The following is a 24,628-nucleotide window of genomic DNA, read 5'->3' on the forward strand; positions in this document are numbered from 1 at the left end:
CTCTCAGGGGGCCCCATGGCCCGGCCCGCCGACGACCTCGTCGACCCCGTCCCGCAGGACGACGCGCCCGTGCCCCCCGAGACGCCTTCCCAGGCCCTGGGTGAGGCCCTGCGCGAGACCCAGGACCAGCTCGCGGCCACGAGCGAGATCCTGACGGTCCTCTCGACCTCCGCCACGTCGCCCGAGGAGGTGTTCGACGCGATCGTCGGCCGGGCGAGGCAGCTGTGCGACGCCGACGCCGCGCAGATCCAGGTCGTCGAGGGCGGCGAGTTCCTCCTGGTCCGCTCGGCCGGCACGACCCCCGAGTACGTCGAGGTGGTGACCAGGGTGCGCCCCAGCGTCCGGACGAGGGCCACACTCGTCGGCCGGGTCGCCCTGGACCGCGCCCCGCAGCAGATCACCGACGTGCTCGCCGACCCCGAGTACTCGGGCTCGGAGTACCAGCACGTGGGCGGCTTCCGCACGATCATGGGGGTGCCGATGCTCGTCGACGACGAGGTCGTCGGGGTGCTGTCGGTGTGGCGGCGCACGGTGGCCCCGTTCGACGAGCAGGACGAAGCGGTCCTCCTCACGTTCGCGGCCCAGGCTGCGCTGGCGCTGCGGACCGTGGAGCTCGTCCACGCGGTGCAGGAGAGCGGTGACCAGCTGGCGCGCAAGGTCGAGCAGCTCGAGGCGCTGGCGGAGGTCGGGCAGGCCATCAGCTCGACCCTGGACCCCGACGAGGTGCTCGGCACGATAGTGCTGCACGCCGTCGAGCTCTCCGGCGCCGACGGGGGCTCGCTGATGGAGTACGACGAGGAGTCCGGCCTGTTCCGCGTGCGCACCGCCTACGGCACCGACCCGGGCACCATCACCGCGCTCAAGGGCACGCGGATCCACCTCGACGAGACCGTCGTGGGCAGCGCCGCGCGGTCGGGGACCGCCATCCAGGTGCCGGACCTCGCCGACATCGAGCTCGACCCCCACCTGCGGGTGCTGCACGACGCCGGGTGGCGCTCGCTGGTCGCGATCCCCCTGACGCACTCCGGCCGGACGGTTGGGGTGCTCGTGGTGCGCCGCAAGTCGACAGGGGCGTTCAGCGACGAGACCTGCGACATGCTGTCCGCCTTCGCGAGCCAGTCGGCCGTGGCGCTCGTCAACGCCCGGCTCTACCGCGAGCTGGAGCAGCAGCGCACCGAGCTCGCCGTCACCAGCCAGCACAAGTCGGAGTTCCTCGCGAGCATGTCGCACGAGCTGCGCACCCCGCTCAACGCGGTCATCGGGTTCTCCGAGGTGCTGCTCGAGCGCATGTTCGGCGACCTCAACGAGCGGCAGGAGGACTACCTGCAGGACATCCTCAGCGCCGGGCGCCACCTGCTGGAGCTGCTCAACGACGTCCTTGACCTGTCGAAGGTCGAGGCAGGCCGGATGGAGCTCGAGCCGAGCTCCTTCCCGGTGGCCGAGGCCGTGCAGCCCGTCCTCGCGCTCCTGCGCGAGAGGGCGACCCAGCACGACATCAGCCTGCTCCTCGACGTGGCCCCGGGCCTGCCGCCCGTCACTGCCGACCACCTGCGGCTCAAGCAGGTCCTGCTCAACCTCGTGGGCAACGCGGTCAAGTTCACCCCCGACGGCGGGACCGTCACCGTGGCCGTCAGGCGCGACGGCGACGAGCTCACCGTGACCGTGGCCGACACCGGCGTGGGTATCGCGCACGAGGACCAGGAGCGGATCTTCGACTCCTTCCAGCAGGGCACGCGCTCCGCATCCGCTACCGAGGGGACCGGCCTCGGCCTGACGCTCACCCGGCGCATCGTCGAGCTCCACGGCGGACGCGTCTGGGTGACGAGCGAGCCGGGCGCCGGGAGCACCTTCGGCTTCAGCCTGCCCCAGCCGCAGCCCTACACGGCGGGTGACGAACCGGGCTGGAGCCGGCCGGCCCTCGACGACGCCCGACCGACCGTGGTCGTCATCGAGGACGACCCCAGCTCCTCCGAGCTCGTGGGTGTGCACCTCGCGGCAGCCGGGCTGCGAGCCGTGCCGGTGCGTACCGGTGAGGAGGGGCTGGCCGCGGTGCGGGACCTGCGCCCGAGCGCCGTGGTGCTCGACATCCGCCTGCCGGGCATGGACGGCTGGGACGTGCTGGGCGAGCTCAAGGCCGACCCGGAGCTGGCCAGCACGCCGGTCGTCGTCGTGTCGGTGCTCCCGGACCGAGGACGCGGCTTCGCCGTGGGCGCCTCGGACTACCTCGTGAAGCCGGTGGCCGGCGAGGTCCTGCTCGGCGCGGTGTGGAGGGCCGTCGCCGAGCACGACCTCGCCGACGGACACACGGACGGGCACGCGGACGGGGGGAGTCGACGCACCCTGGTGGCCATCGACGACGACCCCCTCGCCCTCGAGCTGGTCCGGGCGACCCTCGAGCCGCAGGGGTGGGCGGTGGCGACCCACACCCAGGGCAGCGACGCCCTGCGCTCGATCGCCCGGGACGTCCCGTCGGTCGTGCTGGTCGACCTGCGCATGCCGGACACCGACGGCTTCGAGGTCATCGACGCCCTGCGCGCCGACCCCAGGACCCGCTCGGTGCCGGTGGTGGTGCTGACCGCCAAGACCCTGACGGCCGAGGACCGGGCACGTCTCCAGGGCCGCATCGAGTTCGTCGCGTCCAAGAGCCAGCTCGACCTCGGGCTCCTGGCGCAGCGCCTGGCCCAGGTCGCGCGTCGGGGGACGACCGCGGAGGCCTCGTCGTGAGCGGGGCCACGGTGCTGCTCGTCGAGGACAACGAGCGCAACCTCAAGCTCGCCCGTGACGTCCTGGAGTTCGCGGGGTTCACCGTGACCGTGGCCACGGACGGGGAGCAGGCGGTGGCCGAGGCGACGCGCACGCTGCCGGACCTGGTCCTGATGGACCTGCAGCTGCCCGGGATCAGCGGCCACGCCGCGCTCGCCAGGCTGCGCGATGATCCCCGCACCGCGGGCATACCCGTCGTGGCCCTGACGGCGTTCGCGATGGCCGCCGACCGTGAGCAGGCCCTGTCGGCCGGCTTCGACGGCTACCTGGAGAAGCCGATCAGCGTGCGCGAGTTCCCCGAGCAGGTGCGCAGGCACCTGCGCCCGTCCGCGCCGAGGTCGCCGTGACCGCCGCCGGGGCGCCGGGGACCGACACCGGGGGGACGGTGCTCGTCGTGGACGACCTGCCGCAGAACGTGCGGCTCATGGACGCGGTGCTGTCGCCGCGCGGCTACACCGTGGTGGCGGCGAGCTCCGGCACCGAGGCGCTCGCGCTCCTCGCCCGGGAGCTGCCAGACGTCGTCCTGCTCGACGTCATGATGCCGGGTCTCGACGGCTACGAGACCTGTCGGCGGATCCGCTCCGACCCCGCCACCTCCTACCTGCCCGTGGTCATGGTGACCGCGAGCGGCGACGCGCAGCGGTTGCGCGCCCTCGAGGCGGGCGCCGACGACTTCGTGACCAAGCCGCTCGACCAGGCCGAGCTCCTCGCCCGGGTGCGGTCGCTGGTCCGGGTCAAGCGCTACCACGACACCGTGACCGCCCAGGCGGAGGCGCTGGCGGCCTGGAACCACGAGCTGGAGGAGCGCGTCAGGGCGCAGGTCGAGGAGCTCGAACGGTTCGGGCGCCTGCGTCGCTTCCTGTCGCCGCAGGTCGCCGAGCTCGTCGTCGACAGCGGCGACGAGTCGTTCCTGCAGAGCCACCGGCGCGAGATCACGGCGGTGTTCACCGACCTGCGGGGCTTCACGCCGTTCGCGGAGACGGCCGAACCGGAGGAGACCATGGCGGTGCTCGCGGAGTACCACCGCGCCCTGGGGGAGCTGGTGTTCCGGTACGAGGGCACCCTGGAGCACTTCGCCGGGGACGGCCTGCTCGTGTTCTTCAACGACCCCGTACCGTGCCCGGACGCCCCCGAGCGCGCGGTGCGGATGGCGGTGGAGATGCGCACCCGCGTGGAGGAGCTCTCGGCGTCGTGGCGGCGACTCGGGCACGACCTGGGGTTCGGGGTGGGGATCGCCCAGGGCTACGCCACGCTGGGGCGCGTCGGGTTCCCGGGGCGCTACGACTACGCGGCGATCGGCACGGTCACCAACCTCGCGGCCCGTCTCTGCGCGGAGGCTGCGGCCGGCCAGATCCTGGTCACCCCTCGGGTCCTCGCTGCTGCGGGCGCGGTGACCAGCAGGAGCGTCGGCCCCCTCGCCCTGCGCGGGTTCAGCCGACCGGTCGAGGCGCACGAGGTCATCGGCGCCCAGGACGTGGAGGTGGTCCGGTGACGACCGTGCAGCAGGACCCCGGCAACGCCCGCCCCTCCACCTCAGGCCCCACCCTGGCCGAGCTCGACGAGGAGGCCCGGAACGCCGCGTTCGACGACCTCCAGGCACGGATGCCGCAGGTCTGGCGCGACATGCGTCGCGACGAGCCCGACGAGTCGGTGGTCGTCGTGCCCTCGATGACGGTCGACCGGGTCGTGGCGAACGCCGGCGGCATGAACCAGGCCCTGGAGGAACGCTTCCTCTTCTTCCTGCTGCTGCTGCGCCAGCCCCGCCTGCGGATGGTCTACGTCACGTCCATGCCCATCAACCCGCTGGTGGTGGAGTACTACCTGTCCCTGCTCCCCGGCGTCATCCCCAGCCACGCCAGGGCCCGCCTGACCCTGGTCCCGGTCGGCGACCCGGGTCCCGAGCCGCTCACCGAGAAGCTGCTGGCACGACCGAGGCTGCTCGCCCAGGTCCGGTCGCTCATCCCCAACCGCGCGCGGTCCCACCTCATCCCGTACAACACCACCGAGCTCGAGCGCGACCTCGCCCTCGTCCTGGGGATCCCCATGTACGGCGCCGACCCGCGGCTGTTCCCCCTCGGCACCAAGACGGGGTGTCGCAGGCTCTTCGGCGAGGCGGGGGTGTCCCACCCCGCGGGGTACGAGGACCTGCACTCCCGCGCCGACCTCCAGGACGCCCTGCGCGACCTGCGCCGGGCGCGGCCCGGGGCCACCGGGGCGATGGTGAAGCTCAACGAGGGTGTCTCCGGCGCGGGCAACGCCCTGGTCCGGCTCGACGGGCTGCCACCGGTGGGCGACCCCGACGAGCCGGCGGCGCTGGCGGGTCGCGTCGACACCATGGAGCTCGAGGACACACGGGTGCCGGTCGCCGACTACCTCGCCAAGCTGGCCGAGCGTGGGGGCATCGTCGAGGAGCGCATCACCGGCGACGAGGTCCGCAGCCCCAGCGTGCAGCTGCGCGTGACGCCCCTCGGCGAGGTCGAGCTGCTCTCGACGCACGACCAGGTCCTCGGCGGCCCGAGCGGCCAGTCCTACCTCGGGTGCCGCTTCCCGGCCGATCCCGCGTACGCAGGGCTCATCACCCGCGACGCCCAGCGGGTGGGGGAGCTGCTGGCCGAGAAGGGGGTGCTGGGGCGTTTCGCGCTCGACTTCGTCACCGTGCGGGAGGGGGACACGTGGGCGGCGCACGCCATCGAGGTCAACCTGCGCAAGGGGGGCACCACCCACCCGTTCCTCACCCTGCAGTTCCTCACCGACGGCAGGTACGACGCGGACACGGGGAGGTTCCTCACCCCCGCCGGGGAGGAGCGGCACCTCGTGGCCACCGACCACCTCGAGCACCCCAGCCTGCGCGGCCTGCGGGTGGACGACCTGTTCGACCTCGTCGCCTTGGCGGGCCTGCACTTCGACCAGGCCCGCCAGACCGGGGTGGTCTTCCACATGATGAGCGCCCTGACGGCCTACGGCAGGGTCGGCATGACGGCGATCGCCGAGTCGCCCGAGGCTGCCGAGCGCCTGTACGCCGTGGCGGAGCGGCACCTCCTGGCGGAGGCGCAGGCCGCCCTGCGCCCCGAGGCCGTGCCGACCTGACTGCCGACCTGACTGTTCGACCTGACTGCCCGCCTGACCGCCCCGGCCCCTCCCCGGGACGGTCAGGGGACGTCGGTGGCTCACGGGGCGATGACCGTGGCGTGCAGCAGGGCCTCGACGAGCGCCTGCCGCCAGGTGACCCGCGCGGTACCGGTGCGGCACGAGGCGCCGCCGCAACGGCACTCCCACCCCCAGCGGCTGCCCACGCGGCGTACGGCGGGGTGGTGGTGCGCGCCGTCGGGACGGTGTCGGTGGGTGGTCGTCATGGCGTCCTCCTCGTGCCTGGCCGGCGGACCGGCCTCCTCGGGTGCTGCACCTCCACGGTGCTGCCGGGGGTCCGGCGGGTCTGTGCTCCCCGGCACCCCCGCTGTGTGCCGCCCGTGACACAGCCGGTCGGGCCGTGCTGGACTGGCCGCATGGAGTGGCGGCTGCTCGGCGGTCTGTCCGAGCAGGAGCGCCGGGCGGTCATCGCGGGCACCCAGCGGCACCGCTACCGCGCGGCGGAGGTCGTGTTCCACGAGGGTGACCTCGCCGACACCCTGCACTTCGTGGCCGAGGGGCGGGTCGCCGCACGCCGGACGACGGTCACGGGGGAGAGCGCGACCTTCGCGGTCATGGGACCGGGCGAGGCCTTCGGGGAGATGGCGATGCTCACACCGGGCGGACGACGCACGTCGTCCGTGGTGGCCCTCGAGCCGGCCGTGACGCTCAGCCTGCGGTTCGTGGAGTTCGACCGGCTGCGCCACGCCCACCCCGGCGTCGAGCGGCTCCTCGTCGACGTCCTCGCCGAGCGCGTGGTGCGGTTGTCGGACCACCTGGTGGAGGCCCTCTACGTGCCCGCCGACCAGCGGGTGGTGCGCCGCCTCGCCGCACTGTGCGACCAGTACGGCGTGGGTGGTGGTAACGGGGTGCCGACGCGGATCCCGTTGACCCAGAACGAGATCGCGGACCTCGGTGGCACCTCACGTTCGACGGCCAACCGGGTGCTGCAGGCCCTCGCCGGCGATGGGGTGGTGGCCCTGCGCCGGGGGCACGTGGACGTCGTCGACCAGGACGCCCTGCGCAGGCGCGCCGACTCCGTCGGCTGACGGAGGCGGCGTGGACGGGTGCCGCCATACCCTCGACCGATGACGCAGGCACCCGGCGACCCGGCCGGCCCGCCGCATGCCGTGGCCGACGCGGGCAACCGGTGGATCTTCCCCGAGCTGCTCGAGGAGGGACTCGAGCCGTGGACCGTGAAGCGGCTCTGCTTCGGTGGCTCGCCCACCCCCACCCACTACGTCGAGGTCGACGGGCTGCTCGAGGCGGCCGTGGGCTCCCTCGAGGCCCACGCGGCGTACAACGCGGCGCTGCCGCCCGAGTTCCCCTCACCGCGGGAGCTGATCACCATGGTGCTGGGCTGGGGCGGCAGGGCCGCGGGGGTCGAGCACGCCGTGACGTTCGACGTGGTCGACCGCCGCTGACCCAGCGACCAGGAAGGCCCGGCCTCAGCGGGACTGGACCTCGCGGATCCACGCCTCCACGTCGGCGGACGTGCGGGGCATGCCGGCGGACAGGTTCTCGTGGCCGTCGGCCGTCACGAGGACGTCGTCCTCGATGCGCACGCCGATGCCGCGGAACCTCTCGGGCGCCTTGAGGTCGTCGGCCTTGAAGTAGAGCCCCGGCTCGACGGTCAGCACCATGCCGGGCTGCAGCTCGGCGTCCATGTACTCCTCGCGGGTCGCGAGGGCGCAGTCGTGGACGTCGAGGCCGAGGTGGTGGCTCGTGCCGTGGACCATCCAGCGACGGTGGTACTGGCCGTGCTCCTTGTCGAGCGTCCCCTCCACGTCGACGCCCTCGGGAAGCAGGCCCCAGGCGTGCAGGTGCTCGGCGATGACGCGGATGGCGGCGGCGTGCACGTCGGAGAACTTGTTGCCCGGCTTCACCGCGGCGAGGCCCGCCTCCTGCGCGGCGTACACGGCGTCGTAGACCTCGCGCTGCGCGTCGGTGAACGTGCCGCTCGCCGGGAGGGTGCGGGTGATGTCGGCGGTGAAGAGGGAGTCGACCTCGACGCCGGCGTCGAGCAGGACGAGGTCGCCCTCGCGGATCTCGCCGGTGTTCTTGATCCAGTGCAGCGTGGTGGCGTGGTCGCCGGCGGCGCAGATCGAGTCGTAGCCGACGCCGTTGCCCTCGTGGCGCGCGGTGAGGCCGAAGACGCCCTCGACCCAGCGCTCGCCGCGGCCCTTGGCGACGGCCTCGGGCAGGTCGGCGATGACGGCCTCGAACCCGTGGTGCGTCGCCTCGACGGCCTTGCGCATCTCCTCGACCTCCCACTCGTCCTTGGTCATCCGCAGGTGGGAGAGGAAGTGGGCGAGCTCGTCATCGGTCTCGGAGAGCGCGTCGTGGTCGGTGTTCTCGTGCGCGCGAGACTCGTCGAGCTGCCGGGTCAGGTCACGGTCGGCGTCGCGGACCAGGCGCACCGTCACCTCGCCCGAGTCCTTGGCGACGGCGTCGGCGAACTCGTCGATGTGGCGGGCGGTGACCCCGAGCTCGGTCTCGACGTCCTCGAGGGTGGGGCGTGCCCCGACCCAGAACTCGCCGTACCGGGCGTCGGCGAAGAACTCGTCGCTGTCGCGACCTGCGAGGGGGCGGAAGTACAGGACCGCCTCGTGGGTGCCGTCGTCACGGGGCTCCATCACGAGGACGGCGTCCGGCTCGCGGTCGCCACCCAGCCCGGTGAGGTGGACGAAGGCGGTGTGGGGACGGAAGACGTAGTCGGTGTCGTTGGTGCGCACCTTCAGGCCCCCGGCGGGGACGACGAGCCGGTCGCCCTCGAAGGCCTTGCTGACCGCGGCGCGACGCTCGGCGGCGTACCGGGCGGCCTCGCTCAGCCCGCTCGGCCCCGGTGGGCGCGGGGCCCAGTCCTCGGCCACGAACGCCCGGAACTCGTCGGTCGTGGGGCGGGCGCGGTTCTCCGGCTTGGTCTGCTCTTCGCTGCTCACCCCCGCATCGTGCCACGGTCGTCCGCCGTGCGGCAGGCGCCGGGGGAGAGCCGGGTTGGTCAGCCGGCCGGGCTGCTGATCGGTCGGCTGGTCATCGGCTGCTGGTCAGCTGGGGGACAGCAGGGCGAGCACGGCCTTCTCGATGGCCACCTGACGACGCTCCGGACTGCGGAAGCGGCTCGGGTCGACGTCGATGAGGGTGCCGGACTCGTAGCTGTCGAGCACCCGGGGGTCGATGTAGGAGCTCTTGGCGATGGTCGGGGTGTTGCCGAGGTAGCTGGCGACCTCCTCGACGGCCGCCTTGATGGCGCGCTTGCGCGAGGCCTTGGTGTCGCCGGGCTCGGTGCTGGAACGCAGGGCCACCGCGGCGAGCACCGTCGCGTGCCAGGTGCGGAAGTCCTTGGCGGTCATCTCGCCGCCGAGCAGCTCGCGCAGGTAGGCGTTGACGGTCGTCGCGTCCAGGTCGGCCCACCGGCTGCGGTCCTGGTAGGCCAGCAGCCGCTTGCTGGCCGAGCGACGGCGGCGCATCCGCTCCAGCGCCTCGATGGCAGCGGAGTCGTCGATCTCGATGCAGTGCTCGATGCCTGACTTCCCCACGAAGCAGAACACGATGACGTCGCCCTTGCGGCGCACGTGCTGGCGCTCCAGCGTCGTCAGCCCGAACGACCCGTTGTCCTCGGTGTAGGCGTCGTTGCCGATGCGGAAGTAGCCGAGGTCGAGCAGGCGCACGGCGGCGGCGGCCGCCCGGTGCATTGGCATCCCCTCGGCGGCGAGGTCGCTCAGCACGCGCTTGCGGGCGGCTGGGAGGCGGGTGGCGGCGCCGAGCACGCGGTCGAACTTCGCCGCGTCCCGCTTCACCCGCCAGTCGGGGTGGTAGAGGTACTGGCGCCGGCCCGCGACGTCGGTGCCGACGGCCTGGATGTGCCCGTTGGGGGCGGGGCAGATCCACACGTTGCTCCACGCTGGCGGGATCGCCAGGGACCGGATGCGCTCGACCTCCTCGGCGGGCAGGCGCACCCCGTCGGCGTCGAGGTAGACGAAGCCCTTGCCCGCCCGACGGCGGGTCCAGCCGCGGGAGGCGGGGGAGACGGTGCGCAAGCGAGCCATGACCGGACCCTAAGCGAGAACCGCAGGTCAGGCCCTGTCGGAGAGGTGCTGGAGGACTGCGGGTCAGATCCGGTCGTCGGGACCGCTGCGCCGTGCCTTGTCGGCGGAGGCGTCGTCGGGCATCGTCTGGCTGACCCGCTCCGCCTCGACCCGCCCGAGGTACATCGCGATCTCCTCGGCGGTCCGCTGCTCGTTCCAGCCCAGCACCGGGGCCACCAGCGCGGCGGCGTGCGGCGCCGCCGACACCCCCCGGTCCCAGGCCTCGATGGAGATCCGGGTACGGCGCGTGAGCACGTCGGTGAGGTGCAGCGCACCCTCGTGCGACGCGGCGTACACGACCTCCGCGCGCAGGTGGTCCTCGGCGCCCTCGAGGGGCTCGCCGAGCTCGGGGCGCTCGGCGACGAGGTCGAGCACCTCCTGGGCCAGCACGCCGTACCGGCGCAGCAGGTGCTCCACGCGCGCGACGTGCAGGCCGGCGTCCTTGGCGAGGGTGTGCCGCTGGTTCCACACGGCGGGGAAGCCGACCGCGCCGACCAGGGGCACGGTGTCGGTGGTGGACTCGGGGACCCGGCGCGAGATGGCCTGCACCGCCTCGTCGACGGCGTCCTTGGCCATGACCCGGTACGTCGTGTACTTGCCACCCGCGACCACGACGAGACCGGGGGCGCTGTGGGCCACGACGTGCTCGCGCGAGAGCTTGCTCGTCGACTCGGACTCCCCCGCGAGCAGGGGGCGCAGGCCGGCGTAGACGCCCTCGACGTCCTCGTGGGTCAGCGGCGTCTGCAGGACCCGGTTGACGTGGTCGAGCACGTAGTCGATGTCGACGCGGGTGGCTGCGGGGTGGGCCTTGTCGAGCGCCCAGTCGGTGTCCGTGGTGCCGATGATCCAGTGGCGGCCCCACGGGATCACGAAGAGGACCGACTTCTCGGTGCGCAGGATCAGGCCCGTCGAGGAGTGGATGCGGTCGCGTGGGACGACCAGGTGGATGCCCTTGGACGCCCGGACGTGGAACTGTCCGCGCTCGCCGACCATCGCCTGGGTGTCGTCGGTCCAGACGCCGGTCGCGTTGACGATCTGCCGGGCGTTGATGACGAACTCCTCGTCGGTGAGCTTGTCGATCGCCCGGACCCCGGTGACGCGCTCGCCCTGGCGCAGGAAGCCGATGGCCGCGACGCGATTGGCGACGTGGGCGCCGTAGTGGGCCGCGGTGCGCGCGAGCTCCATGGTGTGGCGGGCGTCGTCGACCTGGGCGTCGTAGTACTGGACCGCGCCGGTGAGGGCGTCGCTCCTCAGGCTGGGCATGAGCCGCAGCGCCTGGCGCCGCGTGAGGTGGCGGTGGTGGGGCAGGCCGGCACCGCCGCTCGAGGCCATCGCCATGGCGTCGTAGAGGGCGATGCCCGAGCCGACGTAGGCGCGCTCCCACACGTGGTGGTTGAGCGGGTAGAGGAACGGGACAGGGCGCACGAGGTGGGGCGCCAGGCGGGTCAGCAGCAGCCCGCGCTCGTGCAGGGCCTCCTTGACCAGGGCGAAGTCGAGCATCTCGAGGTAGCGCAGGCCGCCGTGGATGAGCTTGCTGGAGCGCGAGGAGGTCCCGCTGGCGAAGTCGCGCTGCTCGATGAGCCCGGTGGACAGCCCGCGGGTGACGGCGTCGAGGGCCGTGCCGCTGCCGACGACACCGCCGCCGATGACCAGCAGCTCGAGCTCCTCGCCGGACCTGAGTGCCTCGATGGCCTGCTGCCTCGCCTGCGGCGACAGCCCTGCGGCGGATCCGGTGCTCATGCCTGCTCCTCGTCGACGTCGACCCAGTCAAGGGTGCGCTGCACGGCCTTGCGCCACCCGGCGTACCCGTCGGCGCGCTGCTTGTCGCTCCAGCTGGGCGACCACCGCTCGGACTCCTGCCAGTTGGCGCGCAGCTCCTGCGTGTCCTTCCAGAAGCCGGTGGCCAGACCAGCAGCGTAGGCCGCGCCCAGCGCGGTGGTCTCGGCGACCACAGGGCGTGAGACGGGGACGCCGAGGATGTCGGCCTGGAGCTGCATGCAGAGGCTGTTGGCCGTGACCCCGCCGTCGACCTTGAGCACCTCGAGCTCGACCCCGGAGTCGGCGGTCATGGCGTCGGCGACGTCGCGGCTCTGGTAACAGATCGCCTCGAGCGTGGCCCGCGCGAGGTGGGCGTTGGTGTTGAACCTGCTCATGCCGACGATGGCGCCGCGGGCGTCCGGTCTCCAGTAGGGGGCGAAGAGCCCGGAGAACGCCGGGACGAAGTACATCCCGCCGGCATCGTCGACCGAGCGGGCGAGGCGCTCGACGTCGCTGGCGCCGGAGATGATGCCGAGCTGGTCGCGCAGCCACTGCACCGCCGACCCGGTGACGGCGATCGAGCCCTCGAGCGCGTAGACCGGCTGGGCGTCGCCGAGCTGGTAGGCGACGGTGGTGAGGAGCCCCGACTTGCTGCGGACGATCTCCTCGCCGGTGTTGAGGAGCATGAAGTTGCCGGTGCCGTAGGTGTTCTTGGCCTCGCCGGGGCTGAAGCAGACCTGGCCCACGGTGGCTGCGTGCTGGTCGCCGAGGTCGCCGGACAGGGCCACCTCGCCGCCGAGGGGCCCGCCGGCCCGTGTCGTGCCGTACAGCCGGGGGTCCGAGCTCGGCCGGATCTCGGGAAGCATCGAGCGCGGGATGTCGAAGAAGGACAGCAGCTCGTCGTCCCAGTCGAGGGTGCGCAGGTCCATCAGCATCGTGCGGCTGGCGTTGGTGACGTCGGTGACGTGGACGCCGCCGTCGGTCCCGCCTGTGAGGTTCCACAGCAGCCAGGTGTCGATGGTGCCGAAGATCGCGTCGCCCTTCTCCGCGGCGGCCCGGGCACCGTCGACGTTCTCGAGGACCCACTGCACCTTGCCTGCGGCGAAGTAGGCAGCCGGGGGGATGCCGGCGCGCTCTCGGATGACGTCACCCCGGCCGGACTGGTCCAGGGCGCGAGCGATCCGGTCGGTGCGGGTGTCCTGCCAGACGATCGCGTTGTGCAGCGGGCGGCCGGTCCGGCGGTTCCAGACCACGGTGGTCTCGCGCTGGTTGGTGATGCCGAGGGCCGCCAGGTCGGAGGCCTGCAGGTCGAGCCGCGCCAGGGTCGAGGCGATGACGGTCTGGGTGCGCTCCCAGATCTCCAGCGGGCTGTGCTCGACCCATCCGGCGCGGGGGAGGATCTGCTCGTGCTCGAGCTGGCGCCTGCCGACCTCGGCTCCGTCGTGGTCGAACACCATGAACCGCGTGCTCGTCGTTCCCTGGTCAACCGCTCCGACGAAATCGGCCATGCCCCGACCCTAGTGGCGCCGACAAGCCCCCTCCCGGCGCGTCCCCACCCGACTCCCCTCGGCGGCCGTGGCCGCCCATCCGGGGAGCGCGGGACGTGCGGTGAGCACCGCGAACCTGGGGTGTGGATATCCGAAACCCAGGTTCGTGTTCCGGACACAGACTGGTGCGGGTCGGCGGGGTGATCGGGAGGAAGACGTGGGGGAGTACGACGACGGCTGGGTGGCTGCCGAGGACCGCGAGTGGCAGTGGCTGGCGCGGCAGGCGGACGAGCGACGCGAGGCGGCCGAGCTCGACGAGCGCATCGACCACCTGCCGTTCACCTTGCGAGAGGCATCGCGTGCCGTCGACGACGTGCTCGCGAAGCTGCTCGACCGTGCCAGCGTCACGAACTTGCCGCTGACCGCCCTGCACGTCCTGGTGCTTGCACGTCGCGGTGGGCCGATCGTGAGCGTGGCCCACCGCCTGCGCATCAGCCCGCAGGCGACCAGCCGGCTGGTGAAGGAGCTGGTCGGCCGGGGACTGGTCGACACGGCCCCCAGCCCCCTGGATGCGCGAGCACGCCTCGTCACCACCACGCCGGAGGGGGAGGAGCTGCTGGGCGAGCTGCGGCGCCAGCTGTTCGTGGCAGTGACCACGGTGGCAGAGTCCGTCGGCGAGGACCGGCTCGTGGCCATGGCGGACGAGCTCGCCGTCCTCGCCCTGGTCGAGGCCGACCGCCCCCTGGCGTGGTGACTGCCGCCGACTCGGCCCGCGGTGGCCGCCGCGGACTCGTCCGGCCTAGCTCTCGGGGGCGGGCTCGACCAGCTCGGGGCGGCCGGGCTGCTCACCGCCGCGGGCGGCGAGGTAGCTGTCCTTGGGCACCATCACCTTGCGGCGGAAGATGCAGACGAGCGTGCCGTCCTGCTTGTAGCCCTTGGTCTCGACGTGGACGACGCCGCGGTCGTCCTTGGACGTCGACTCCCACTTGTCGAGGACCTCGGTCTGGCCGTAGATCGTGTCGCCGTGGAAGGTCGGCGCGACGTGGCGCAGCGACTCGACCTCGAGGTTGGCGATGGCCTTGCCCGAGACATCGGGGACGGACATGCCCAGCAGCAACGAGTAGATGTAGTTGCCCACCACGACGTTCTTGCCGAACTGCGTGGTGTTCTCGGCGTAGTTGGCGTCGAGGTGCAGGGGGTGGTGGTTCATGGTCAGGAGGCAGAACAGGTGGTCGTCGTACTCGGTCACCGTCTTGCCGGGCCAGTGCTTGTAGACGGCACCGACCTCGAACTCCTCGTAGCTGCGTCCGAACTGCATGGGGGCCATCCTGCCGAGGACCAGCGCCGGGCGACACCGGGGCAGGCGTGCGTTCGCTCACAGAAGATCTTCGGCAGGGAAATGTCGAGGATGTCGCGTGTCGACCGTCAGGGTGGTGTCAGGGCCGCACCGGCCACCAGCACCCGAGACAGGGACACCGCCCATGAAGTACGTCATCCTCATGCACTCCAACCCCCGGCCGTGGGGTCACCCCACCAGCGACTTCCTGCCCGAGTACCAGTCGCTCCCGGCTGGCGAGCGCGAGCGGCTGGGCGCCGACTTCGACGCGCTCCTGCAGGACCTGTCCGAGCGGGGGGAGCTGGTCGGCAGCCAGGCGCTGGGCGACCCCCGCGACGCCCGTCTCTTCCGCTGGGAGGGCGGCCGGCGCAAGGTCACCGACGGGCCGTACGCCGAGACGGTCGAGCACTTCGCCGGGTTCTTCCTCATCGATGTCGCCGACCAGGCCCGGGCCGAGGAGCTGGCAGCGAGGTTCTCCGGCCCGGGGGAGACGGTCGAGCTGCGCCCCCTGGCCGGCTGAGGCGCGCCACCGGCTGGCCGGACCGGCCCGCCGGTGCCCCTACCCTTGGGTCGTGCAGATCGACCTCCATACCCACTCCTCGGCGAGCGACGGCACGCAGCTGCCGGCGGAGGTCGTCCGGTCGGCCGCGCAGGCCGGCCTCGACGTCGTGGCACTGACCGACCACGACACGTACTCCGGGTGGCCGGCCGCCGAGGCCGCCGCCCTCGAGCTCGGGGTCGACCTCGTGCGCGGCGTGGAGATCTCGTGCACCCACCGCGGCATCAGCGTGCACCTGCTCGCCTACCTCGTCGACCCCGAGCACCCGGGCCTGCACGCCGAGCTCGTCCGGGCCAAGGACTCCCGGGAGACACGGGTCGCCCGCATGGTCGCCGCCATGGCGGCCGACGGCATACCGGTCTCGCTCGAGCAGGTCCACGCACTCGCCGGCGAGGGGGCCACGCTGGGGCGTCCCCACATCGCCGACGCCCTCGTCGAGAGCGGCTACGTCGGCACCCGCGACGAGGCATTCGCCGAGGTGCTGCGCAACGGCAGCCCGTACTACGCCTCGCACTACGCTCCCGACGCCGTGCGGGCGGTAGAGCTCGTGCGGGCGGCCGGCGGCGTGCCGGTGATGGCGCACCCGTTCGCCAACGCGCGCGGCTGGACCGTCGCCGACGAGGTCGTCGCCGAGATGGCCGACGCCGGGCTGGCGGGCCTCGAGGCCGACCACCGCGACCACTCCACCCGCGAGCGCGCCCACGCGCACACGCTGGCCGCGCGGCTGGGGATGTTCACCACGGGCTCGAGCGACTACCACGGCACCGGCAAGCAGAACCGGCTCGGCGAGAACACCACCGCCCCCGAGGTCCTGAAGCAGATCGAGGACGAGGCGACCAGCGGCGTGGGAGTGGTCAGCGCGTGAACAGCATCATCGACCTGCAGGTCTTCGGCTCGGTCTTCGTGACGCTGCTGGTGATCATGGACCCGCCCGGCGCCCTGCCGATCTTCCTGGCCCTCACCGGCACCCTGACCCAGAAGCAGAAGATCGCCGCGGCCCGGCGCGCCTCCCTGGTGGCGCTCGGCGTGATCGTGCTCTTTGCGGTGTTCGGCCAGCAGATCCTGACCTACCTGCACATCTCGCTGCCCGCCCTGCAGGGCGCCGGTGGACTGCTCCTGCTGCTCGTGGCGCTGCAGCTCCTCACCGGTTCCGAGCAGGAGCAGCACGCCGACGCCGGCGTCAACGTCGCCCTCGTGCCGCTGGGCACCCCTCTGCTCGCCGGCCCCGGCGCCATCGTCGCCACCATGCTGCAGGTCCAGCGCGCGAACCACCCCAGCCAGTACATCGCCGTCGCCCTCGGGCTGGTGGCCACCATGTTCGTCGTGTGGCTGTTCTTCCGGTTCGCCGGCCAGGTGCACCGGGTGCTCAAGGACAGCGGCACCGTCCTCATCACCCGCATCGCCGGCCTGCTCCTCTCCGCGATCGCGGTGCAGATGGTGGCCGACAGCGTCCACGCCTTTGTCCGTGCCAGCGCCTAGCGTGGCGGGCATGGAGCAGGGGAGCCCCGGCGGGACGGGGAGCGCACGACCGGGAGCGTTCGTGCAGGAGGCGTTCGGGGGTATGCCGCAGCGCCTGTTCCGGGCGAGCCCGAGCCGCCTGCTCGCCTGGGTGGACTGCCCGCGGCGCTACCGGATGCAGTACCTCGACCGGCCCTCGCCGCCCCCGCGTGCGCAGCGGGCCCACACCTCGGTCGGCACCGCCGTGCACAACGCCCTGCGCGACTGGTGGGACCTGCCCGTCACCCGGCGCACGCCCGACGCCGGCGCCGAGCTCGTGCGCACGTCGTGGATCGAGGCCGGGTTCCGTGACCTCGACCAGTCGGCGCAGTGGCGGCAGCGCGCCCAGCGCCAGGTGACCGGCTACCTCGCCGACGTCGACCCGGGCGAGCAGCCGCTCGGCATCGAGCGCACCGTGTCGCTCAAGACCGAGGTGCTGGCCCTGCAGGGGCGCATCGACCGGCTCGACGACCGGGGCAGCGAGCTCGCGGTGGTGGACTACAAGACCAGCCGCTGGGAGCCCACCGACGACGACGCCCGCACCTCGCTGCCGCTCGCGCTCTACGCGGCGGCGGCCTGGAAGATGTTCCGCCGGCGCTGCGTCCGGGTCGAGCTGCACCACCTGCCCAGCGGGACGGTGGCGGCCCACGAGCACACGGGCGAGTCCCTCAAGCGCAAGATCGCCGAGGCCGAGTCCATCGCCCGTGACGCACGGCGGGCGGAGGACGACTACGCCGAGCGCGGGGTCGAGTCCGCGCGCTTCCCTGCCGCGGTCGGCCCGCTGTGCCAGTGGTGCGACTTCCGGGCGCACTGCCCGGAAGGCCAGGCGTTCGGTCCGGAGAAGTCGAGCTGGGCCGCGCTGGAGGACGTGCCTGCGAGCGTGACCAGCAGCGCGCCGAGGGTCAGAAGCTCCACCTGATGCCGACCCGGCCGGGGCCGATGCGGTGCACGACGTGCTGGACGCTGGTCGAGCCGCCGAGGTCGACCAGCGAGGTCGTGGTCCGGCCGTCGACGACGGTGTAGGTCTCGACGACGGTCGGGAGCCGGCTCGGGTCGAACCGCACCCAGACCATGATCTCGGTGACGCGGTGCAGCAGGAAGTACTCCACCGCGTCGTCGGGGGCAGCGCCGCGAGGCGACACGACCCGGTGCTCGGCCGCCGCCGTCTCGTCGATCCGCAGCGGACGCTCGAGCAGGATCTCCGCGGCGAAGACGCCTTCGTGGGCGTGGGTGACCTGCCGGCCGATGCGGCACCCGCTCACCGCCTCGAACTCGGCCACCTCACCGGTGGGCTCCGAGACCGACAGCAGGGCGGGGATGCGGTGGGCGCCGTCACGGGTGGCCCGGACGACGTTGCGGATGGTGCGCACGCGCTGCACCCCTGCGGCGTCCACGTCGATGGTGTCGTGCACGGTGACGTCGACCAGCTCGTGGTGGACCCCGAACCCGAGCTCCTCGAGCGCCCGCTGGCCGAGCGGGATCTCCTCCGGGAGCGGCGCCGCCGTCGGCAGGCCCCGAGCCGGCCCGGGGCGGCGTGGGGGCCCCAGCCTGCTCACGAGGTGCCCGCGGGGCACGCCGAGGATCTCCTCCAGGTGGGCCACGGCCTGCAGGGAGGCTGACCGCTGGGGCTGGCTGCGGCCGGACTGCCAGTAGCTGAGCGTGGCGATGCTCACCGGGGAGCCGCGCTCCTCCAGCCGCCGGCGCAGCGACTCCAGGCTGCGCCCGCTACGCCTCACGGCAGTGCGCAGCGCATCGGGGAACGACACGTCCACGCGTGCGGCGCCCTCCAAGCCACCGTGTTGCGGCACTGCCACCAGCCAAGCCCCTGTCTTCCGGGCAGGTGTGCCGCCCGAGCTCTTGCCGTGCTCTGACCCCACACGATAAGGGGTCGACCGTCGACGTGCCGCGTCGATGGAGATTCCCACCCACCTGACAGACTGGCCCGGACAGCACGCCCTCCCGCACGAAAGGCCGTCGCGTTGGCCAGAGCCCGCACCAGACCAGCGGTCGTCGTGTCCGTCGCCAACCAGAAGGGCGGCGTGGCCAAGACCACCTCGGTCGCCTCTCTGGGGGCCGCGTTCGCCGAGCAGGGCAAGCGGGTGCTGCTCGTCGACCTCGACGCGCAGGCCTGCCTCACCTTCAGCCTCGGGGTCGACCCGGACGAGGTCGAGTCCTCGGTCAACGAGGTGCTGCTCGGCAAGGCCACCATCGCCGACGTGCGCGTCACCTGCGAGGACGGCGTCGACCTCGTGCCCAGCGTCATCGACCTGGCTGGGGCGGAGGCCCAGCTCCTGCCCCGGCCCGGCCGCGAGTACGTGCTGCGCACCGCGCTGGAGGAGGTGCGCGCCGAGTACGACGTCATCCTGCTCGACTGCTCCCCGAGCCTCGGCGTGCTGACCCTCAACGCCCTCACCGCCAGCCAGGGGCTGGTCATCCCCATGCCGTGCGAGATGCTCAGCCACCGTGGCGTGGGCCAGCTCCTCGACACGGTCGCCGACGTGCAGCGCATCCTCAACAAGGACCTCGCCGTCCTCGGCATCCTGCCCACGCTGTTCGACGGGCGCAGCAACCACGCCCAGGAGGTGCTTGCCGACGTGGGTGAGCGCTACGGCCTGCCGGTGCTCGACCCGCCCATCCCGAAGACGGTCCGGTTCGCGGAGGCGCCCGCGGTCGGACGGTCGATCCTGGCCACGTCGCGCACCTCCAAGGGCGCCAAGGCGTACCGCGACGTGGCCGCCGGGCTGTCGAAGAAGCTCGCAAGACTCTGAGGGCGGGCGGAATACCTCCCGGGTTCGGGGACTTGTCACTGGACGGTGACTGACCCCCTACCCCCGAGGAGAACCATGTCCCGCACTGCAGCCCTGGCCATGCCGTCCGCTGACGGCCGCTTCCAGACCACGACCGTGGAGCGTCGCGACCTGCGCGCCGACGACGTGCGCATCGACATCAAGTTCGCCGGCATCTGCCACAGCGACATCCACACCGTGCGCGGCGAGTGGGGCCAGACGTCCTACCCGCTGACCCCCGGCCACGAGATCGCCGGCGTCGTCAGCGAGGTCGGCCCCGAGGTCACGAAGTTCAAGGTCGGCGACCGCGTCGGCGTCGGCTGCATGGTCGACTCCTGCGGCGAGTGCGCCCAGTGCCAGGCCGGTCACGAGAACTTCTGCGGGAAGAAGACCGTCTTCACCTACGGCGACACCGACGTCGACGGCACGACCACCCAGGGTGGCTACAGCCAGCAGGTCGTCGTGACCGACCGGTTCGTCGTCCGCATCCCCGACGGCCTGGACCTCGACAAGGCCGCGCCCCTGCTGTGCGCCGGCATCACGCTCTACACCCCGCTCAAGCGCTGGCTCGACCACGCCGGCCCTGACGCCAAGGTCGCCATCGTCGGCATGGGTGGCCTCGGCCACATGGGCGTGCAGATCGCGGCAGCCATGGGCGCCGACGTCACCGTGCTGAGCCAGGGCCTGTCCAAGGAGAAGGACGGCCGTCGCTTCGGCGCCAAGGACTACCGCGCGACCAGCGACGCCAAGACCTTCGAGGAGCTCGCCGGCTCGTTCGACGTGATCATCTCGACGATCAGCGCGGACCTCGACCTGGCGCAGTACCTGTCGCTGCTCAAGCCGTTCGGCACGTTCGTGACCGTCGGCCTGCCGCCGAACCCGCAGAAGCTGCCGTTCGGTGCGCTCATCAACGGCGACAAGACGGTGGCCGGGTCCAACATCGGTGGCATCGCCCTCACCCAGGAGATGCTCGACTTCTGCGCCGAGCACAACATCGCCGCCGAGATTGAGACGATCAGCGCCGACCAGGTCGACGAGGCCTACGACCGCGTCGTGAAGTCGGACGTGCGCTACCGCTTCGTCATCGACACGGCCACGATCGGCTCCTGACCGCCGGTCAACGCCCGGTCGCCCAGTAGCGGACGAGCGGCGCAAGTGCCGCCTCGGCCTCCCGCTCCTGCTCCCGGGTGTCTGCTCCGAGGGTGCCGACGGACGGCGCGGCACCCTCGGGGACGTTGAGCACCGCGGTCCGCGCCGTGCCGGCCACCGGCAGCAGCAGGACCAGTGCCGGGTGCGCCGACTCGAGGTCGGCCCGTCGGGCCCGGACGACGTCCAGGACCGGCCGCCAGGCCGACCCCCTCAGGGGGACGCGCACCAGGACCGACTGGGTCGTGGGTCGCCGGTGCTCGGCGGGCTCGGCCCAGTGCACGCAGGTGGCGGCCGGTGCCGCGGCCAGGAGCAGCGCGAGGTAGCTCGCGGCCCGGGTGAGCTGCGCCGGTGACCCGCTGTAGGCGAGGTTGAGGCGGCCGTCCGCCGCGGCCGGGCAGTCGACCTCGGGGTCGGGCGCGAGGGCGTCGTCGCGGGCGTAGTCCGGCGCGGCCGCGGCGGTGTGGAGCTCGACGCGCTCGACGGCCGGTGGCAGCGAACGCACGACGCTGCCGAGCGACACCTCCGGGACGACCCGGAGGTCGGCGGTGACGGGGAGGTCGTGCTCGCGGTCGCCGGGGTTGACGGTGGCCGCCACGACGCCGGGCACCCGGGAGAGCGCCTGCGCTGCAGCCGAGGCCCACGCCTGCTCGTCCATCGGGATGGGCCCACCCGGCCCCTCCACCAGCTGGCCCAGCCGGGTGAGGCCGAACCCGGCGTCGTGCAGCGCGGCGGCGGTCGCCTCCGTGCGAGGCGAGCCGGCCAGCCGGATCACGCTCGTCGCGCGCTGCTCCCCGGTGCGGGAGACCAGGACCACGGGGTGGGTCGGGTCCTGCTGCACGGCGAGTGCGAACGCGCGGCCGGCTGAGGGTGTGACGACGGCACCGGGACCCACCCGCACCTCGTGGCCGACGTCGTCGCGCACTGCGACCGCCGTGCCACCCGTGAGCCAGGACGTCCCCGGCTCGGGCAGTGCCCCGGCCAGGTCGTCGGCGGCAGCCACCAGGTCGGTGCCGGTGCGGACCGTCGCGGTGAAGGGAGCGGCGCCCGACTGCACCTGCAGGGCCACCGAGGTCACCGCCGGCAGCGCCTGCATCGAGCGGAGCACCCGCAGCGCGATGGCGTTGGGGCCGGCGCTCGTGGAGGCCAGCACCACGTCGCGGCCGTGGCGCAGCTCCACCGTGGTGCCGGCGACGGCAGGGTGCTCGGCGGCATACCCCTCGATGGCCCCGGTCAGCCGCTGCACGACGGCGACGTCGGGTGGGCCGGCGAGCTGCGCCCTCAACGTCGGCTCGAACGCCCTCGCCGCGCTCCCGGAGGCGAGCGCCTGGTCCACCAGCTGCACGGCCACGACGCCGGGCTGGGCCCGCAGCCATGCGCGGAACCGCTCCTGCTCGCTCGGCCGCAGCACGGCGACGACCACCGCTGCGACCGCGACCGCGGCCACGAGCAGGAGCGCCACGGTGCGGCGGCCGACCCCCGCTGCGATGTCACCCACGCCGCGAGGATGGCACCTGCCCGGCCCCGTACGGAGCCGTCGTGACCGTTTCGCAACGGGACCGGCCACCGCGGACAGGAGTCCGCGGTGGCCGGTGAAGGGCGCTGGGCCGGGCAGGCGCGCCGGGGGAGGGTCAGCCCTCCTGGGCAGCCGGGCTGGAGTCGCCCGCGCCACCACGGGTGCGGCGACGGTTGCGGTTGCGTCGGGGCTTGCTCGCCGCGTCGCCGTCCTGGGGGGCCGAGTCGGGGCGGCGCTCGCCACGGCCGCCGTCGCGGCCACTGTCACGACCACTGTCACGACCACCGTCACGACCACCACGGCCCCCGTCACGACCACCGTCACGGCCTGAGCGGCCGCCACCGGCGGGACGACGCCCGCTGGACTTGCCGGTCTCGCCGAGGTCCTCGAGCACCTCGGCGTCGAGCCCGGCCAGCTTCTGCTCCGACCTGGGCAGGCGCCCCTTGGCCGTGCGCGGGATGTCGAGCTGCTCGTAGAGGTGGTCGGAGGAGGAGTAGGTCTCCTCGGGCTCGGGGATGCCGAGGTCGAGGGTCTTGTTGATCAGGCCCCAACGCGGCATGTCGTCCCAGTCGACGAAGGTGACCGCGATGCCCGTGTTGCCGGCACGCGCGGTGCGGCCGATGCGGTGCAGGTAGGTCTTCTCGTCCTCGGGGCACTGGTAGTTGATGACGTGCGTGACGTTGTCGACGTCGATGCCGCGGGCCGCCACGTCGGTCGCGACGAGGATGTCGACCTTGCCGTTGCGGAACGCCCGGAGCGCCTGTTCGCGGGCCCCCTGGCCGAGGTCGCCGTGGATGGCCGCGGCGGCGAACCCACGGTCGACGAGCTCGTCGGCGACCTTCGCGGCCGTGCGCTTGGTGCGGCTGAAGATGATCGTCAGGCCACGCCCCTCCGCCTGGAGCATGCGGGCGAGCATCTCGACCTTGTCCATGGCGTGCGCGCGGTAGACGAACTGCTCGACCGCCTTGACGGTGTGGGCGTTCTCCTGGTCGTCGCCCATCGCCCGGATGTGCGTGGGCTGGCTCATGTAGCGGCGGGCGAGGGCCACGNGCTTCTCCACGTCGGGCAGGAAGCCGAGGTCCAGCATCTCGTCGGCCTCGTCGAGCACGACCGACTTCACGTGGGACAGGTCGAGGTGGCCCTGCTTCGCGAGGTCGATGAGGCGACCCGGCGTGCCGACGACGATCTCCACGCCGGCCTTGAGCGCGTCGATCTGCGGCTCGTAGGCCCGGCCGCCGTAGACGGTGAGGACGCGGATGCCACGGCGCTTGCCGGCTCGCTCGAGGTCGCCGGCCACCTGGACGGCGAGCTCACGCGTGGGGGCGACGGCCAGGGCCTGCGGCTTGCCGGCGTGGGGCATGCCCTCCCAGGCGGCGTCGCCGCGCGCGACGGTGCGGTTGAGCATGGGGACGCCGAAGCCCAGCGTCTTGCCCGTACCGGTCTTGGCCTGGCCGATGATGTCGTGGCCGGACAGCGCCACGGGCAGGGTCATCGCCTGGATGGGGAAGGGGGAGGTGATGCCGGCGTCGGTGAGCGACGCGACAATGTCGGGGTGGACGTCGAAGTCGGCGAAGCTGGGGGTTGCGGGCGCAGCAGCGTCCGTCGTGGTCTCGGTCATGGAGTTCTCTCGATCGGGGCGCTCCCTGCGTGGGAGGCCGACGCGCAGCGGGCCGATCGGAGGTCTTCGTCAATGCTCGTCGAGCGGGGCGCGGAGGGTCTCCGCGGCTGATTCGTGCCGACCGGGCACCTTTGACGAGGCCCAGACTACCGCCGTGGTCCGGTTTCGCCCGCATCGACCGCACCCAGCGCCGTTAGGGTGACGACCATGACGCAGGACGACTGGCTCGCCGACCCGCAGTACCGCGAGGCGGTGGCTGACCTGCTGGGCGCACTCGCGTACGGCGAGCTCACCGCCTTCACGCGCCTCGCCGGCGACTCCGAGCTCTCCCCCACCCAGCCGCTCAAGGCCGCCGTCGCGGGGCTCGCCGTGGCCGAGTTCCGCCACTACGAGATGATCGTCGCCCGGCTGGAGGCCATGGGCGTGGCGCCGGAGACGGCCATGGCGCCGTTCATCCCCGCCGTCGACGCCTTCCACGAGCGCACCCGGCCCAGCACCTGGCTCGAGGGGCTCGTCAAGGCCTACGTGGGCGACGGCATCGCCACCGACTTCTACCGCGAGGTGGCCGCCTACGTGGACCCCTCCACCCGTGACCTCGTCAACTCGGCCATGCAGGACGTGGGGCAGGCGGACTTCGTGGTCAAGGTGGTGCGCGAGGCGATCCGCACCGACCCCCGCATCGCCGGGCGCCTCGCGCTGTGGGGTCGCCGCCTCGTGGGTGAGGCCCTGTCGCAGGCGCAGCAGGTGGCCGTCGAGCGCGACGCGCTCGCGTCCCTGCTCGTGGGTGGTGTGGGCGGCCAGCAGCGGCCGAGTGCCGACCTGGCCGAGCTGGGGCGCATGTTCGCCCGGCTCACCGACGAGCACACGCGTCGTATGGGGCGCCTCGGCCTCGCTGCCTGAGCCCGTCCCCGGACGCGCGAGAGGCCCGGTCCACCAGGACCGGGCCTC

The 24,628-nt window shown here is 72.8% G+C and carries 23 protein-coding genes and 1 pseudogene; 14 read left to right on the forward strand and 10 right to left on the reverse strand.

The features are described 5' to 3' along the window. Positions 1-15: 15 nt before the first annotated feature. The 4 genes from ASG70_RS08395 to ASG70_RS08410 are packed head-to-tail and all read left to right on the forward strand — an operon-like array spanning position 16 to position 5,850. Positions 16-2,724, forward strand: a complete 2,709-nt coding sequence (locus ASG70_RS08395) for a GAF domain-containing protein (RefSeq protein ID WP_056883395.1) — start codon at positions 16-18, stop codon at positions 2,722-2,724. Then, positions 2,721-3,110: a response regulator gene (locus ASG70_RS08400; protein WP_056883396.1), complete on the forward strand. Its 390-nt coding sequence runs from the start codon at positions 2,721-2,723 to the stop codon at positions 3,108-3,110. Before ASG70_RS08395 ends, ASG70_RS08400 begins: the two co-directional genes overlap by 4 nt. Further along, entirely contained in the window at positions 3,107-4,255 is a 1,149-nt protein-coding gene (locus ASG70_RS08405; RefSeq protein WP_235531406.1) for an adenylate/guanylate cyclase domain-containing response regulator, read from the forward strand. The genes ASG70_RS08400 and ASG70_RS08405 overlap by 4 nt, the downstream gene beginning before the upstream one ends. Continuing rightward, entirely contained in the window at positions 4,252-5,850 is a 1,599-nt protein-coding gene (locus ASG70_RS08410; protein WP_235531407.1) for a peptide ligase PGM1-related protein, read from the forward strand. The genes ASG70_RS08405 and ASG70_RS08410 overlap by 4 nt, the downstream gene beginning before the upstream one ends. Before the next feature lie 80 nt (positions 5,851-5,930). Here ASG70_RS08410 and ASG70_RS08415 read toward each other — a convergent pair whose 3' ends face one another. Then, on the reverse strand, positions 5,931-6,116 hold the full coding sequence (locus ASG70_RS08415; RefSeq protein WP_056883397.1) for a hypothetical protein: 186 nt from the start codon (positions 6,114-6,116) through the stop codon (positions 5,931-5,933). A gap of 150 nt (positions 6,117-6,266) precedes the next feature. On the opposite strand from ASG70_RS08415, the gene ASG70_RS08420 reads away from it, so the two are divergent. Continuing rightward, the gene (locus ASG70_RS08420) at positions 6,267-6,938 is read left to right on the forward strand and encodes a Crp/Fnr family transcriptional regulator (protein ID WP_056883398.1); all 672 of its coding nucleotides are present in this window, start codon (positions 6,267-6,269) and stop codon (positions 6,936-6,938) included. Positions 6,939-6,977: 39 nt separating this feature from the next. Beyond that, entirely contained in the window at positions 6,978-7,313 is a 336-nt protein-coding gene (locus ASG70_RS08425) for a hypothetical protein (RefSeq protein ID WP_056883399.1), read from the forward strand. Between the two features lie 24 nt (positions 7,314-7,337). Here the strand turns inward: ASG70_RS08425 and ASG70_RS08430 are convergent, their stop codons facing one another. The 4 genes from ASG70_RS08430 to glpK all read right to left on the reverse strand — a co-directional run bounded on the left by ASG70_RS08430 (position 7,338) and on the right by glpK (position 13,243). Then, positions 7,338-8,831, reverse strand: coding sequence for an aminopeptidase P family protein (locus tag ASG70_RS08430; RefSeq protein WP_056883400.1), 1,494 nt, complete (start codon positions 8,829-8,831; stop codon positions 7,338-7,340). A gap of 105 nt (positions 8,832-8,936) precedes the next feature. Beyond that, the gene (locus ASG70_RS08435) at positions 8,937-9,938 is read right to left on the reverse strand and encodes a DNA topoisomerase IB (protein ID WP_056883401.1); all 1,002 of its coding nucleotides are present in this window, start codon (positions 9,936-9,938) and stop codon (positions 8,937-8,939) included. A 63-nt stretch (positions 9,939-10,001) separates the two neighbouring features. Further along, positions 10,002-11,717, reverse strand: coding sequence for a glycerol-3-phosphate dehydrogenase/oxidase (locus ASG70_RS08440; protein ID WP_056883402.1), 1,716 nt, complete (start codon positions 11,715-11,717; stop codon positions 10,002-10,004). Next, positions 11,714-13,243, reverse strand: coding sequence for a glycerol kinase GlpK (glpK, locus tag ASG70_RS08445; protein ID WP_056883403.1), 1,530 nt, complete (start codon positions 13,241-13,243; stop codon positions 11,714-11,716). The genes ASG70_RS08440 and glpK overlap by 4 nt, the downstream gene beginning before the upstream one ends. A 196-nt stretch (positions 13,244-13,439) precedes the next feature. Here glpK and ASG70_RS08450 point away from each other — a divergent pair, with 196 nt between their 5' ends. Further along, positions 13,440-13,976 (forward strand): MarR family winged helix-turn-helix transcriptional regulator, encoded by a 537-nt coding sequence (locus ASG70_RS08450; RefSeq protein WP_056883404.1) that lies wholly within the window; start codon positions 13,440-13,442, stop codon positions 13,974-13,976. 45 nt (positions 13,977-14,021) lie between these two features. On the opposite strand, the gene ASG70_RS08455 is transcribed toward ASG70_RS08450, so the two are convergent. Continuing rightward, positions 14,022-14,549, reverse strand: a complete 528-nt coding sequence (locus ASG70_RS08455; RefSeq protein ID WP_369818890.1) for a MaoC family dehydratase — start codon at positions 14,547-14,549, stop codon at positions 14,022-14,024. Between the two features lie 154 nt (positions 14,550-14,703). Between ASG70_RS08455 and ASG70_RS08460 the strand changes: the two genes are divergently transcribed. The 4 genes from ASG70_RS08460 to ASG70_RS08475 are packed head-to-tail and all read left to right on the forward strand — an operon-like array spanning position 14,704 to position 17,533. Then, complete coding sequence (locus tag ASG70_RS08460) at positions 14,704-15,078, forward strand: YciI family protein (RefSeq protein WP_056883406.1); 375 nt, start codon at positions 14,704-14,706, stop codon at positions 15,076-15,078. A 52-nt stretch (positions 15,079-15,130) separates the two neighbouring features. Beyond that, positions 15,131-15,982 carry a PHP domain-containing protein gene (locus ASG70_RS08465; RefSeq protein WP_056883407.1) on the forward strand — a complete coding sequence of 284 codons (852 nt, stop codon included), beginning with the start codon at positions 15,131-15,133 and terminating at the stop codon, positions 15,980-15,982. Continuing rightward, positions 15,979-16,596: a MarC family protein gene (locus ASG70_RS08470; RefSeq protein ID WP_056883408.1), complete on the forward strand. Its 618-nt coding sequence runs from the start codon at positions 15,979-15,981 to the stop codon at positions 16,594-16,596. Before ASG70_RS08465 ends, ASG70_RS08470 begins: the two co-directional genes overlap by 4 nt. 10 nt (positions 16,597-16,606) lie before the next feature. After that, the gene (locus ASG70_RS08475) at positions 16,607-17,533 is read left to right on the forward strand and encodes a PD-(D/E)XK nuclease family protein (protein WP_235531408.1); all 927 of its coding nucleotides are present in this window, start codon (positions 16,607-16,609) and stop codon (positions 17,531-17,533) included. Here the strand turns inward: ASG70_RS08475 and ASG70_RS08480 are convergent. Beyond that, on the reverse strand, positions 17,517-18,428 hold the full coding sequence (locus ASG70_RS08480; protein ID WP_156399899.1) for a hypothetical protein: 912 nt from the start codon (positions 18,426-18,428) through the stop codon (positions 17,517-17,519). The genes ASG70_RS08475 and ASG70_RS08480 overlap by 17 nt on opposite strands. Positions 18,429-18,626: 198 nt before the next feature. Between ASG70_RS08480 and ASG70_RS08485 the strand changes: the two genes are divergently transcribed. Both ASG70_RS08485 and ASG70_RS08490 read left to right on the forward strand, forming a co-directional pair. Continuing rightward, complete coding sequence (locus ASG70_RS08485) at positions 18,627-19,382, forward strand: ParA family protein (RefSeq protein WP_235531409.1); 756 nt, start codon at positions 18,627-18,629, stop codon at positions 19,380-19,382. 75 nt (positions 19,383-19,457) lie between these two features. Then, on the forward strand, positions 19,458-20,510 hold the full coding sequence (locus ASG70_RS08490) for an NAD(P)-dependent alcohol dehydrogenase (RefSeq protein WP_056883412.1): 1,053 nt from the start codon (positions 19,458-19,460) through the stop codon (positions 20,508-20,510). Between the two features lie 7 nt (positions 20,511-20,517). Here the strand turns inward: ASG70_RS08490 and ASG70_RS08495 are convergent, their stop codons facing one another. From ASG70_RS08495 to ASG70_RS19915, 3 genes and pseudogenes are all read right to left on the reverse strand, one after another. Next, positions 20,518-22,044, reverse strand: coding sequence for a hypothetical protein (locus tag ASG70_RS08495; RefSeq protein ID WP_056883413.1), 1,527 nt, complete (start codon positions 22,042-22,044; stop codon positions 20,518-20,520). A gap of 133 nt (positions 22,045-22,177) precedes the next feature. After that, the coding region (locus ASG70_RS19910) for a C-terminal helicase domain-containing protein (protein ID WP_235531410.1) at positions 22,178-23,111 on the reverse strand (934 nt) is incomplete at its 5' end. Between the two features lies 1 nt (position 23,112). Next, positions 23,113-23,680, reverse strand: a pseudogene (locus tag ASG70_RS19915) (DEAD/DEAH box helicase); the annotation flags it as partial. Between the two features lie 207 nt (positions 23,681-23,887). Between ASG70_RS19915 and ASG70_RS08505 the strand changes: the two are divergent. Continuing rightward, entirely contained in the window at positions 23,888-24,580 is a 693-nt protein-coding gene (locus ASG70_RS08505) for a ferritin-like fold-containing protein (protein ID WP_056883415.1), read from the forward strand. Positions 24,581-24,628 lie beyond the last annotated feature (48 nt).

It is taken from the genome of Phycicoccus sp. Soil748, assembly GCF_001428025.1.
In the GTDB taxonomy this organism is placed as follows: Bacteria; Actinomycetota; Actinomycetes; order Actinomycetales; family Dermatophilaceae; genus Pedococcus.

Excerpts from the sequence above, each read along its gene's own strand:
- ASG70_RS08395 (WP_056883395.1), top strand. The coding sequence starts at position 16 with ATGGCCCGGCCCGCCGACGACCTCGTCGACCCCGTCCCGCAGGACGAC.
- ASG70_RS08415 (WP_056883397.1), bottom strand. The coding sequence starts at position 6,116 with ATGACGACCACCCACCGACACCGTCCCGACGGCGCGCACCACCACCCC.
- ASG70_RS08420 (WP_056883398.1), top strand. The coding sequence starts at position 6,267 with ATGGAGTGGCGGCTGCTCGGCGGTCTGTCCGAGCAGGAGCGCCGGGCG.
- ASG70_RS08425 (WP_056883399.1), top strand. The coding sequence starts at position 6,978 with ATGACGCAGGCACCCGGCGACCCGGCCGGCCCGCCGCATGCCGTGGCC.
- ASG70_RS08435 (WP_056883401.1), bottom strand. The coding sequence starts at position 9,938 with ATGGCTCGCTTGCGCACCGTCTCCCCCGCCTCCCGCGGCTGGACCCGC.
- ASG70_RS08440 (WP_056883402.1), bottom strand. The coding sequence starts at position 11,717 with ATGAGCACCGGATCCGCCGCAGGGCTGTCGCCGCAGGCGAGGCAGCAG.
- glpK (WP_056883403.1), bottom strand. The coding sequence starts at position 13,243 with ATGGCCGATTTCGTCGGAGCGGTTGACCAGGGAACGACGAGCACGCGG.
- ASG70_RS08455 (WP_369818890.1), bottom strand. The coding sequence starts at position 14,549 with ATGGCCCCCATGCAGTTCGGACGCAGCTACGAGGAGTTCGAGGTCGGT.
- ASG70_RS08460 (WP_056883406.1), top strand. The coding sequence starts at position 14,704 with ATGAAGTACGTCATCCTCATGCACTCCAACCCCCGGCCGTGGGGTCAC.
- ASG70_RS08475 (WP_235531408.1), top strand. The coding sequence starts at position 16,607 with ATGGAGCAGGGGAGCCCCGGCGGGACGGGGAGCGCACGACCGGGAGCG.
- ASG70_RS08490 (WP_056883412.1), top strand. The coding sequence starts at position 19,458 with ATGTCCCGCACTGCAGCCCTGGCCATGCCGTCCGCTGACGGCCGCTTC.
- ASG70_RS08505 (WP_056883415.1), top strand. The coding sequence starts at position 23,888 with ATGACGCAGGACGACTGGCTCGCCGACCCGCAGTACCGCGAGGCGGTG.